The sequence below is a fragment of the Fusicatenibacter sp. genome (assembly GCF_050872605.1).
Lineage (GTDB): Bacteria > Bacillota > Clostridia > Lachnospirales > Lachnospiraceae > Fusicatenibacter.
Genome location: NZ_JBNMHD010000004.1, coordinates 82,774 through 94,959, shown reverse-complemented (window position 1 = coordinate 94,959; position 12,186 = coordinate 82,774). Strand labels below are relative to the sequence as shown.

Sequence of the window (12,186 nt, the reverse complement as noted above, 5' to 3'; positions counted from 1 at the left end):
ATGAACGCCCCTTTTTATCGGAATTTGCAATATAAACCGTTTTGTAACTCCCAACAGTTTGATTATCAATTACATTCTTTTATCCTGCGATAAATCTGCAGATATTTCTAATCTCTCTCTGAAGTAATGCATCCAAAAAGATTCCTGCAGCAAATATAACAAAGCCAATTCCATCCAGTAATGCCACAAGACCTGCCTGTAGCAAATCATGGTGAACCAAAATCGTAGCGATACAAAGAATTCCCAGAAAGAAAACTGCAAATCCATGAAATAATCCATAGATCATAGTAATCATCTTTACGATTCCCAGTGCGATTCCCAGTAACAGAACCACAGGTAATAATGCGATTTTTGCTAATAATTTCAAAATAAACATACTCTTCTCCTCTCCTTGCCATATATCCAGGTCAGACCACCATTACCGGCAGTCCAACCTAAACATTATAGCTTATTCACAAATTTGTTATACAGCTCTAGTAAGCGAGCTGTGGCATATCGTGTCGTACTTCCGCCTGGAAATATCCATCCATAGTGCTCGGTGCATTAAATAACACTGCCAACAGATATTTCTTGATGTTTTTCACCTTGGTAGTGTTGCCCTTTAGACAATACAGCGCATAATCTATGTGCGAATAATTCAGCTTCAGGAATTTACTCTTTACCAGTTCCACAGGATACCAATTGCTAGCAATCAGAATCTTCTCTCCCTCACACATCACAGTCTCAAGGATCAGGTCAAAGATCCCCTCGATCAGCTCACCATCATGTGGATTGGCCATGAGCAGACCTGACATATCGATATTTTCTCTGATGAGGGCAGAATATCCCTGCAGTTTTGCTCGAAGATCGGTATCACATCCCATCGCATCGCTTGTTTGATTAGCACTGTCTGAAGATATGATATGATTAGATTCAGTATTATTCAGCTCAGTATTATTAATCTTAGTATTATTAGGGTTTGAAAAATAAACGTCTTGTTGTTTACTTTCTAAACTTCCAGAAGTTTGATTTCTAAATGTCTTGTTGTTTAAAAAGTAAACTTCTGAAACGGCCGCATTATCCTCTGAAGTTTGATTTTTAAACTTCTGACCCGTAGCAACCGTCTGAGCAAATGCTATACCCTTCTCTTCCTCATCTATAATACTAGCAGTTGATATGTCCGTTTTTGCGGACTCATCCAGCACAATTTCTTCCTGCACAGTCTCCTGACGGATAAAGCGCTTCACGTAAATAATGCTACTCTTTCCCTGGCCCATCTTTTTTCTCTCGATCAAACCGCTCTGCTCCAGTATTTTCATAAGATTAAGCGCCTTATTTCGTCCACAACCAAGATTCTCCATAATAAAATCTTCGGATATCTTAATAAATGCGCGCTTCTGGTCATCAAACCACTGATTCTCAATGGATAAAGACATTCTGTCCAACATCATGCCGTATAGCATCTTCGCTTCACACGGCATATCTTTGTATTCCGGATCCTTGAATAAAATCTTAGGAACTGTAAAAAATGAAAACTGGTCCGCTTCCTTCCCATAGAAATAACTAAGTTGACTCATTGTGCACCCTCCTTTCCGCAGTATTTTTGTATTTCATCTTCCGTAAGAGGTGCCATTTTCGACACCTCACTTTTATTCTTGGATCTTTCATGCTGCTAATTTCTTGATATAGATCATATCCGGCAGACCTTTACCTCGATGTCTTCTCTCAATCAAGCCCATATCTTCAAGATCCGCCATACTTGCCATTGCCTTCTTTTTGGATAACCCCAGGGAATTCTGTGCCTCTACAATCGGATAAATGACATACACACGCCCCTGATCATCAAACCATTTATTCAAATCAGACTCGCCCATCTTGTCCAAGAGGAGTCCATATAATAATTTTGCTTCTGTTGAAAGCTCGGAATAATCCGCACAGGTCATCAATATCTTTGGTAATCGAATAAAGCTGAATTGTGCAGCCTGCATTCCATAGAAATAATCAAATGCCATATTCTACTCCTTTCGTCGTTCCTTCCACTGTTCCAATAATTCAAAGAGAATACGTTCCATCTCTTCTGTGGTGTATTGCTCATCAAAATACTGGCTCAGTTTTTTCTCGGATAATGTAACCTTCCTAGAAACTGTCTTTGGCCGTATGCAGTCATTTAAAATGGAAACCATCTTTTTCTGTGTCATTGCACCAGCTTCACACTGTTTGCGTAGTGCTCTGATCTGTGCAGGTGTGATTGCTCCGTTAGCACAGATATAATTGAACAACCATTTCTGAATTTCCTGCTCCAGATATGAGATATCTACCGCAATCGTAAAATTGATTTTCTTCCGATCTACAAAGTCGAGTAGTTCAGGAATAAGTTCCGTTAATCGAATAAACCTTCTCACCTGTGTTTTACTTTCTCCCACCTGTTCTGATATCACGTAGGCCGATTCCAACTTCCGACCATTTTGGTCGGAAGTTAAATCACTGCGGGAACCTTGCTTCTTCATTGCTTCCAATTTCATCTTATAGGCAAATGCCTTCTCACTTGGTAAAAGCTCCTCACGCTGTATATTGGAATCCACCATTTTTAAAACGGCTTCCTCATCAGACATTTCTCGGATAATTGCCGGAATCACATCCATCTTCAACATGCTTGCCGCATGCATTCGACGATGTCCGGAAATCATCTCATACAGGTTATTGGAAATCGGTCTTACAAGAACTGGTGTAAGAATTCCATTTTCTTTAATGCTGTCCATAAGGTCCTGCATCTTTTCATCGTCGATCACTTTAAACGGATGATTCTTAAAGCTTCTAATCTGCACCAGATCAATTTCTGTTGCCACCTCTTCATTCGGAACTCCAAGGAGCTCCTCAACGGATGTTAATTTTATTTTCTGACCACTTCTAGTTTTCATGTGAGAGCACCTCCAATGTCAGTCTGTGATAGGCATCAGCAACCTTACCTCTTGGTTCATGCTTAAAAATACTTACACCCTCCGCACTACATTCCGCAGCCTTAACTGAGAGAGGAATATAAGTATCAAATACACCAATAGTCGAGCCATATGCTTCATGAAGCTGTGCCGCAATGTCCTTGGCATAATTGGTCCTGAAATCCACCATGGTGAGCACAATACCGGCAACCTCAAGAGATCTGTTCAATCTGCGCTTCACCATAGAAATTGTTCGAAGTAACTGAACAAGTCCTTTCACCGGAAGATAACTGGCACTGCAGGGAATCATGACAGCATCTGCAGCTACCAGAGCATTGATTGTCATCATACCCAGACTAGGCATACAATCCACGAGTATAAAATCATACTGATTACGGATGGTATCCAGATAACTTTTCATAATAGTTTCTCTACTCATAACATTGGTAAGTGCTACTTCAAGACCTGACAGCTCAATGTTTGCCGGAATCAGATCCACACCTTCCTCGTGATGGAGAATCCCATAGCCAGGAACATTCTCTTCGTCGTTTACGACATTCAACATGATGTTTGCGAGTGTAACATTAATATCATCCGGCTCCACATAACCTAAACTGGCAGTGAGAGAGCCCTGTGCATCGTTATCAACGACAGCAACTCTAAATCCTTCTCTGGCTAATCCGATACCAAGATTTACCGTCATGTTGGTTTTGGCACAGCCTCCCTTTTGGTTCGCAATTGCTATAATCTTTCCCATTTTTCTTCATCCTTCTCTGCTTTATTTGCCTTAATGGCTTCGACATAAACCCTGTAAAAGCGATTTGTACCCTTATTCGTATATGGTCTTGAAAACTCTGTTATCTGAATCTCCGGTGTCTGATCCAGAATCCTCCGGAACCACTGGATATCTCCAATGGTTCCCTGCAATCTGATTTTCAGCATTACGCCTTTCCTCCTGCGTAAGAAGTCCAATACTCGAAATATGAACGAGCAATGCGCTTCTGTAACAGGTTCATTAAATAGCTGTAGTATGCAAATAATCTGATCATCATTTTTGAAATCCTCCTTATTCCACGACCCGGAATGTTTCCAGGTACTTCTCAAAAATCTCTGTGTTCACAAGAACAAGCTTGTCCAACTTATAAGTTGCCTTTGCCTCTCTGGCCATTCTTTCAAACTTGCTCTGACACATACTGTAAATTTCTGCTCCGTCCTTATAACGGACAAATTTCTTTCTACTCTGATTTGTATTTCTTAAACTTCTGCTAATAACGCTGTGTTTCTCCTTTCTCGCTGTAGGTAAGATTTAAATATGGAACTGCTCCAGATAAGCATCCAGAATATCAACCCTTACCAGCGCCATCTTTCCAACCTTGTAAACCGCACCGGCTTTCTTCGCCAACTTCTCAAAAGAGCTTTGGCTCATACCATACACAGCTGCACCTTCCCGATATCTGAGGAAGCGAACCTGACTATCTTGCTTCGTTTCCTGGTATTCTCTGGCCAGTTTGGATTGTGGGTTTATCTCGTTGTTCATGACGATTCTCCTTTGCTTCGTATAAAAATTCATAGTACATTGGGATCGTTTTCGTATAGATTTGTGAGGAATACGAATTACAGTGGCTAAATCAACAAAAAAAGGCCACCTTCTAAGAATTTAATCTTAGAAAGTGACCTCTCTAGTACGTAATTTTTCTAATGAAATTGATTATCGACAGTATTTACGCCTATTATGGCTTACTATCGGCACTGATTTTGTAGTCAATTTGTGGTCAAACTACGATTTCCCCCCTTTTTCAAGGGTTAATATTACCTGACAATACTTGATAATACTGAATCTTACTCTTTTACAGACTTCATCGTCGGGAAGAGCAGCACGTCTCTGATTGCCTCAGCTCCTGTCAGAAGCATACACATACGGTCGATACCGAATCCGATACCACCTGTAGGCGGCATACCGATCTCCAGTGCGTTCATGAAGTCTTCATCTGTTGTGTTGGCCTCATCATCGCCCTGTGCAAGCAGTTCTTCCTGAGCTTTAAAACGTTCTCTCTGGTCGATCGGGTCATTCAGCTCGGAGTAAGCATTTGCCATCTCCCATCCATTCATGAAGAACTCGAAACGCTCTACATATTCCGGATTCTCCGGTTTCTTCTTTGTCAGCGGAGAGATCTCAACCGGATGATCCATAACGAATGTCGGCTGAAGCAGATGCTCCTCTACAAACTCCTCAAAGAAGAGATTCAGGATATCACCTTTTTTATGTCTCTCCTCAAACTCAATATTATGCTCTTTCGCAAGTTCTCTTGCCTGCTCCAGAGTCTTAACTTCATTCCAGTCAACGCCTGCGTACTTCTTCACTGCGTCAACCATCGTGATACGCTCGAACGGCTTACCGAGATCCATCGGGATTCCCTTGTATACGATCTGTGTTGTTCCCAGCACTTCCTGTGCAACAAAGCGATACAGATTCTCTGTCAGATCCATCATGCCGTGGTAATCTGTAAATGCCTGGTAAAGCTCCATCAGAGTGAATTCCGGGTTATGTCTTGTATCAAGACCCTCATTACGGAATACACGTCCGATCTCATATACCTTCTCGAGTCCTCCGACGATCAGTCTCTTCAGATACAGCTCCAGGGAAATACGAAGCTTCAGATCTTCGTTCAGGGCATTGAAATGTGTCTCGAACGGTCTTGCTGCTGCTCCACCTGCGTTCTGTACAAGCATTGGTGTCTCAACTTCCATGAATCCTTCTCCGCTTAAGTACTTGCGGATCGCACTGAGAATCTTGGAACGCTTGATAAAGGTATCTTTAGACTCTGTATTCATGATCAGGTCTACATATCTCTGACGGTAACGTGTATCTACATCTGTCAGACCGTGGAACTTCTCCGGGAGGATCTGTAAGCTCTTGGAGAGGAGTGTCACCTTCTCTGCATGGATAGAAATCTCACCTGTTCTTGTTCTGAAAGCAAATCCTTCCACTCCGAAGATATCACCGATATCAGATTTTTTAAAATCAGCGTAAGACTCTGTTCCGATCGCATCTCTTGCAACGTATACCTGGATGCTTCCCTGTAAGTCCTGGATATTGCAGAAAGATGCCTTGCCCATGACTCTCTTAAACATCATACGTCCTGCAATTGCCACATGGATCGGGCTTGCGTCCATGATATTTCTTCTCTCTTCGTAATCCTTCTTAAGAGCTTCTTTCGCCTGCTCCTCATCCATTCCCTCTACGTTCGGCTCCTGGCGGTCTTTTAACAGCTCAGTCTCATGTGCCTCGTAAAGACCTTTCACCTCAAGCGAATGATGTGTCTGATCGAACTTTGTGATCTGGAACGGGTCTCTTCCGTTCTGCTGCAGCTCTGCAAGCTTCTCACGGCGAACCTTCAGTAAGTGGTTGATATCCTGTTCCTGTGTCTGCTGTGCCAATTTCTTCACTCCCTTTTCTTTGTATTTTTTAGATATTTCTCTGGATAGAAAGTACTTTGTACTGCATAATTCCGGCCGGTGTTTCTACATCGACAATGTCATCCTTGTGTGCGCCGATCAGCGCTTTTCCTACCGGAGATTCGTTGGAAATTTTTCCTTCCAGGCTGTTTGCCTCGGTGGAACCAACGATCTGGAACTCGATCTCCTCGTCATACTCCAGATCCAGTACGTCTACTTTACATCCGATATTGATCTTATCAGAATCTACTTCGTCCTCAACAACAACCTCTGCGTTTTTCAGGATTTTTTCGATCTCTTCAATTCTTGCCTCGATATCACGCTGCTCATCTTTTGCTGCATCGTACTCGGCGTTCTCGGAAAGGTCTCCCTGCTCTCTTGCTTCTTTGATTTTACCGGCAATTTCTCTACGTTTGTTTACTTTGAGGTCATGAAGCTCGTCCTCCAGTTTTTTCAGGCCGGCATAGGTAAGAATTGTTTTTTTCTGTTCCATTTTATACACCCTTTCTATCGTTTCTGTATCCAGTTATATCTGATTTTATTCTGTAAACTTTCCGGAAATGCGCTGTATTTTCAGTATTCCCGGTTGAAATAAGGATAGACTCCGCCTATCCTAACAATTAAAGTAGTATAAAGGATTGCCCGCGGAATGTCAAGAAAAAAAGAAACGCAGGAAAGATTTTCTTTTTCACAAATCCTTCCTGCATCTTTCTCTTATTTTTCCTTTATTTTTCGGAGGAGCTTCCTGTCAGTGCCTTCTTTTTCCAGTTTCCTTTTTTATAGAAGATCAGCGTCAGAAGCGCACCCATGCACCAGCTTACCAGCATGGAAATCCAGAGAACCTGATATCGTCCGTTTGGCAGCTCCGGTGTTCTGGTCAGAAAAGCCAGACCGTATGCCAGCGGCACACGGATCACAACGGTAACAACCATCGAAATCCACATCGGGGTCATCGTATCGCCTGCTCCACGCATGACACCGGAAAGCGACTGTGTTACTGCCATGGCAATGTAGCCGACTGCAAGGATCTTCATCATATTGGCACTTAATGTTACGAGCTCTGTGGTATTCGTAAAGATTCCCATCAGATGATGGCCGAAAATAACAATTAAAAGGGTAATGGCCGTTGAGGTTCCGACTGCAATCAGTGTTCCCTGTTTTGCACCCTGCTCTACGCGGTCCATACGGCGTGCGCCGACATTCTGACCGGCATACGTTGTCATCGCGGTACCAAACGAAAAGTTCGGCATCATTGCAAAGCCATCGACACGCATGATGATAACATTCGCGGCGATAACCATTTCACCGAAGCTGTTGGTCAGCGACTGTACGATAACCATCGCCATGGAGAAGATCGCCTGGGTAATACCGGACGGCAGACCAAGGCGGATAATTTCCATCGAATACTGCTTTTTCATTTTCAGATATTTGGGTTTGAAATCAAAAATGTCGGTCATACGCATCAGACGCCACATACAGAGTACTGCAGAAATTGCCTGCGCAATCACGGTCGCGTATGCAACTCCGGCAACGCCCATGTGGAACTGGGAAACGAATACAATATCCAATACAATATTGATGACCGTTGCCACCAGCAGATAAATCAGCGCCGAAATCGAATCGCCGAGTCCGCGAAGGATACCACATAGAATGTTATAGTACGCACTTCCGGCACAGCCCACCATCAGAATCACCAGATACGAGGTACACCAGTCGATGATGGAATCCGGCGTTTTCAGCATTTCCAGCAGCGGCCTTGAGAGGACGGCTCCCAGAATCATAATAATGATGGAGGAAATCGCTGTCAGCGTGACGCAGTTTCCGATCGTCATCGAAAGCTCTTTTCTTTGTTTTGCTCCAAAATACTGCGACACCATGACGCCGGCGCCGACGGAAATTCCGACGAACAGAACCAGAAGCAGGTTTAAAATCGGGCTGGCGCTTCCAACTGCCGCAAGCGCATTGTCCCCGACATATTTTCCAATTACAATACTGTCAACCGTGTTGTAGAGCTGCTGGGCAATGTTGCCGATCAGCATAGGGATTGTAAAAGCTACAATCTTTTCCCACGGCTTTCCCACCGTCATGTCGGACGGTGCGAAAAGTTCCTTCATAGTCATACACTACACTCCCTCTTTTGTGTTTTTTGTCCCAATAACTCTGTTTATCAGTATAGCACAAAAAAAATACCCATGATATATCAATATTGGCATATCATAGGTACTTTTTTGACTTGTTTTTATCCTCGTTCCCACTCATTCAGCATCTGTTCCAGCGTCTGCAGGCTCTCCACCTGATTGATCGCCGCGCGAAGCTTTGCCGAATGCGGAAAGCCCGCCGTATACCATGCAACATGCTTGCGCATCTCACGGATACCGATCGCGCCGCCCTTGTATTCCACCTGCATCCGCGCATGACGGAGCATCATTTCTTTTACCTCATGCTGGGTCGGCTTTGCAAGTGTCTCACCGGTTTCCATATAATGAAGAATCTGTTTAAAAATCCACGGATTTCCTTCCGCGCCGCGTCCGATCATGATACCGTCACAGCCGGTCTGTTCCACCAGTGCCTTGGCACTCGCCGCATCTGTCACATCGCCGTTTCCGATAACCGGAATCGAAACGGCCTCTTTTACCCGGCGAATGATATCCCAGTCTGCTTTTCCGGAATAAAACTGCGCTCTCGTTCTTCCATGCACCGCAATTGCGGCCACGCCGCAGTCCTCGAGGATCTTTGCAATTTCCACAGCATTCGCCGATTCTTCGTTAAATCCCTTTCGGATCTTTACGGTTACCGGCTTTTTCACTGCCTTTACCATGCTTGTCACGATTTCCCGCACCAGATGCGGATCCTTCATAAGAGCAGAGCCTTCTCCGTTATTGACAACCTTTGGCACCGGACAGCCCATGTTAAAATCCAGAATATCAAACGGCCTTTCCTCGATCTGCGCGGCAATCTGCCCCAAAATCTCCGGATCACTGCCGAAAAGCTGCAGGGACACCGGATGCTCACCCGGATCGATTGTCATCAGATCCTCGGTATTTTTATTCTTATATAAAATTGCCTTCGCGCTCACCATTTCCATGCAGATCAGACCCGCACCCTGCTCCTTGCACAGGACACGAAACGGCAGATCCGTCACACCCGCCATCGGCGCGAGCACGAGCGGGTTCGGTATCTCCACGTTTCCGATTTTCAGTGGCGGCATCTTCTGCAGTGTACGTTTCTTATTTTCCATTCGGTTTCTCTCCGTCCTCTTCCATCAGCGCCTCCTCCGGCACTTCCTCACCGAGGAAGAAGACGCGGTAATACAGCTCCAGGGATTCCAGCAGCTCCTTTTTTTCTTCCTGATACTGCTTGATCCGGAGTGCGCCGCCGATCTCGTCGTACATCGCATCTGCGTCTACGGCCTCTGTCTCAAACTGCAGACTTCCGTCGCTGTCAAACCACATGGTAAAAATACCGCCGATTTCCACCGTGAACATGACACACATCACATGAAGCTCATCCTGCACAGACTGTGGCAGGGATGCAAAATCCTGGTTAAAATAATATTTCTGTTCGTATGCACTTGCTCCGCAGAGCACTACTTTTTCATTATCTGAATACATAATTTTTCCTTTCTCTTCCTTTTCCGTTCTCTCTACACGTAGCTGTATAAGCCTCGCACCGAAACCTCTCCGGAATGCACCTCAACGATCGTTCCGTCCTCTTTTTGCACGCGCAGCTCACCGGTCGGCGTGATGCCGAGCGCAACGCCCTCGAACGGCTCCTTCGGATCGAGTACACGCACCGGCTGGTCCTTGTTTGCAAGCACAGCCTCATACGCTTCCTTCAGCCCCAAGAGATCCCCTGCTTCCAGGAATTTTTCATAGTCCTTCTCAAATGCCTCCAGCACCGCTGCGACCACTTTCGCCCGGTTGACGGGATGACCTGTTTCTATCGCCAGTGAGGTCGCAATCTCCGCGATTTCTTCCGGGAATTCCATCTGATTGACATTGATTCCGGTTCCGATGACAACATAATTGATATAATCAATCTGTGCACTCATTTCTGTCAGAATACCACAGAGCTTTTTTCCATTCAGCACCGCATCGTTCGGCCATTTGATTTTCGTATCGACACCGAGCGCTCTTTGCACACCCTGCACTACGGCAAGTCCCATTACAATCGTCAGCATCGGTGCTTTGGCCGGCTCAAGATCCGGATACAGCAGTATCGACATCGAAACAGAGGTTCCCTCCGGCGATTTCCAGACTCTGCCACGGCGGCCTTTTCCGGCAGTCTGCGTTTCAGCCGTTGTCAGTGTGCCGTTCGGCGCACCTTCTTCCGCCAACCGCTTCGCCCACGTATTTGTCGAATCCACCTCGCGGCTGTAATAAACCGTCTGTCCGACATATTTCGTATGCGTGCGGCTTTCCAGCTCATCCTTCGTTACGAGATCCGGCTCGTTCAACAGGCGATATCCCTTATTCTGAACGGCTTCAATCTCGTATCCTTCTTCTTTCAACTGATTCATTATCTTCCATACTGCGGTGCGGGAAATCCCAAAGTGTTCACACAGCTCCTGTCCGGAAACATTTTTCCCGGATTCCCGCAGAAGACGCAGCGTCTCGGCTCTCTTATTTTCCAGCATATCGTATTTTCACACTCCTCGTGTCGCTTTCATACTATAAGAAGCACGCTTGATGCATTTCGTAAAATCAACAGCAGCGCTGCGGAAGAGTTTTCCGCAGCGCTGCTGTGCGTGTTTCTTCGTTATTCTATTATACACAGTCTATTCCGGTTTTTCCACCCAAAACTTTATGCTCCGAGTGTCGCTGCCATAACTGCTTTGATCGTATGCATACGATTCTCTGCTTCCTCGAATACTCTCGACTGCGCAGATTCAAACACCTCATCGGTTACTTCCATCTCGTTCAGACCGTAGCGGTCGTGGATCTCTTTTCCGATTTTTGTTTTCAGATCGTGGAAGGACGGCAGACAGTGCAGGAATACGGCGGTATCTTTTGCATTTGCCATTGCTTCTTTTGTGACACGGTACGGAGTCAGATCGTGGATTCTCTCCTCCCATACGCTGTCCGGCTCGCCCATAGATACCCATACATCGGTATAGATAACATCGGCATCTTTTGTTCCCTCTTTCACATCCTCGGTCAGTGTGATCGTTGCACCGCTTTCTTTTGCATACTCTTCACACTGAGCCACAAGCTCTGCGTTCGGGAAGTATTTCTTCGGTGCACAGGCCACAAAATCCATTCCCATCTTGGCAGATGCAATCATCAGGGAATTTCCCATATTGTAACGGGCATCGCCCATGTAAACGAATTTGATGCCTTTTAAATGGCCGAATTCTTCCTGGATCGTCAGCATGTCGGCGAGCATCTGTGTCGGATGGTACTCGTTCGTCAGTCCGTTCCATACCGGAACTTTCGAATATTTTGCCAGCTCTTCTACAATCTCCTGGCCGAATCCACGGTACTCAATTCCCTCATACATACCGGCAAGAACGCGGGCTGTATCTTTAATGCTCTCTTTTTTGCCGATCTGGGAACCGGTCGGATCCAGATACGTTGTTCCCATACCGAGATCATGTGCAGCTACCTCGAAGGAACAGCGGGTTCTGGTGCTGGTTTTCTCGAAAATCAGTGCAACGTTTTTACCGCGCAGGGTATCTACCGGAATGCCTTTCTTTTTCTTCTCCTTCAGCTCTGCAGACAGATCCAGCAGATAGGCAATCTCTTCCGGTGTAAAATCTTTCAATGTCAGAAAATCGCGTCCTTTTAAATCCATGGTTTGTTCCTCCTTATATCTC

15 protein-coding genes are annotated in these 12,186 nt (G+C 45.2%); all 15 read right to left on the bottom strand.

The features are described from left to right. Positions 1-79: 79 nt before the first annotated feature. The gene (locus tag ACY2VT_RS02635) at positions 80-376 is read right to left on the bottom strand and encodes a hypothetical protein (RefSeq protein ID WP_461878765.1); all 297 of its coding nucleotides are present in this window, start codon (positions 374-376) and stop codon (positions 80-82) included. 97 nt (positions 377-473) lie between these two features. Beyond that, complete coding sequence (locus ACY2VT_RS02630) at positions 474-1,556, bottom strand: DUF6017 domain-containing protein (protein WP_461878764.1); 1,083 nt, start codon at positions 1,554-1,556, stop codon at positions 474-476. 87 nt (positions 1,557-1,643) lie between these two features. Then, positions 1,644-1,991, bottom strand: a complete 348-nt coding sequence (locus tag ACY2VT_RS02625; protein WP_461878763.1) for a replication initiator protein A — start codon at positions 1,989-1,991, stop codon at positions 1,644-1,646. Positions 1,992-1,994: 3 nt separating this feature from the next. Then, complete coding sequence (locus tag ACY2VT_RS02620; protein ID WP_461878762.1) at positions 1,995-2,897, bottom strand: ParB/RepB/Spo0J family partition protein; 903 nt, start codon at positions 2,895-2,897, stop codon at positions 1,995-1,997. Further along, positions 2,887-3,672 (bottom strand): ParA family protein, encoded by a 786-nt coding sequence (locus ACY2VT_RS02615; protein ID WP_461878761.1) that lies wholly within the window; start codon positions 3,670-3,672, stop codon positions 2,887-2,889. The genes ACY2VT_RS02620 and ACY2VT_RS02615 overlap by 11 nt, the downstream gene beginning before the upstream one ends. Continuing rightward, positions 3,657-3,857, bottom strand: a complete 201-nt coding sequence (locus tag ACY2VT_RS02610; protein ID WP_461878760.1) for a hypothetical protein — start codon at positions 3,855-3,857, stop codon at positions 3,657-3,659. The genes ACY2VT_RS02615 and ACY2VT_RS02610 overlap by 16 nt, the downstream gene beginning before the upstream one ends. Before the next feature lie 124 nt (positions 3,858-3,981). Then, positions 3,982-4,185, bottom strand: coding sequence for a DUF6462 family protein (locus ACY2VT_RS02605; protein ID WP_461878785.1), 204 nt, complete (start codon positions 4,183-4,185; stop codon positions 3,982-3,984). A gap of 36 nt (positions 4,186-4,221) precedes the next feature. Next, a complete protein-coding gene (locus tag ACY2VT_RS02600; RefSeq protein ID WP_461878759.1) occupies positions 4,222-4,452 on the bottom strand; it encodes a DUF6462 family protein in 231 nt (76 codons plus the stop codon). A 302-nt stretch (positions 4,453-4,754) separates the two neighbouring features. Continuing rightward, positions 4,755-6,353, bottom strand: coding sequence for a lysine--tRNA ligase (gene lysS / locus ACY2VT_RS02595; protein ID WP_461878758.1), 1,599 nt, complete (start codon positions 6,351-6,353; stop codon positions 4,755-4,757). A gap of 28 nt (positions 6,354-6,381) precedes the next feature. Continuing rightward, positions 6,382-6,864, bottom strand: coding sequence for a transcription elongation factor GreA (gene greA / locus ACY2VT_RS02590; RefSeq protein ID WP_022461080.1), 483 nt, complete (start codon positions 6,862-6,864; stop codon positions 6,382-6,384). Positions 6,865-7,096: 232 nt separating this feature from the next. Beyond that, positions 7,097-8,491 (bottom strand): MATE family efflux transporter, encoded by a 1,395-nt coding sequence (locus tag ACY2VT_RS02585; RefSeq protein ID WP_461878757.1) that lies wholly within the window; start codon positions 8,489-8,491, stop codon positions 7,097-7,099. Between the two features lie 119 nt (positions 8,492-8,610). Further along, positions 8,611-9,609: a tRNA dihydrouridine synthase DusB gene (gene dusB, locus ACY2VT_RS02580; protein WP_461878756.1), complete on the bottom strand. Its 999-nt coding sequence runs from the start codon at positions 9,607-9,609 to the stop codon at positions 8,611-8,613. Then, positions 9,599-9,982, bottom strand: a complete 384-nt coding sequence (locus ACY2VT_RS02575; protein WP_117510128.1) for a DUF6145 family protein — start codon at positions 9,980-9,982, stop codon at positions 9,599-9,601. Before ACY2VT_RS02575 ends, dusB begins: the two co-directional genes overlap by 11 nt. A 32-nt stretch (positions 9,983-10,014) precedes the next feature. Continuing rightward, positions 10,015-11,007 (bottom strand): biotin--[acetyl-CoA-carboxylase] ligase, encoded by a 993-nt coding sequence (locus ACY2VT_RS02570; protein WP_461878755.1) that lies wholly within the window; start codon positions 11,005-11,007, stop codon positions 10,015-10,017. 167 nt (positions 11,008-11,174) lie between these two features. Further along, positions 11,175-12,164 carry an ornithine carbamoyltransferase gene (gene argF / locus ACY2VT_RS02565; protein ID WP_117761273.1) on the bottom strand — a complete coding sequence of 330 codons (990 nt, stop codon included), beginning with the start codon at positions 12,162-12,164 and terminating at the stop codon, positions 11,175-11,177. Positions 12,165-12,186: the final 22 nt, after the last annotated feature.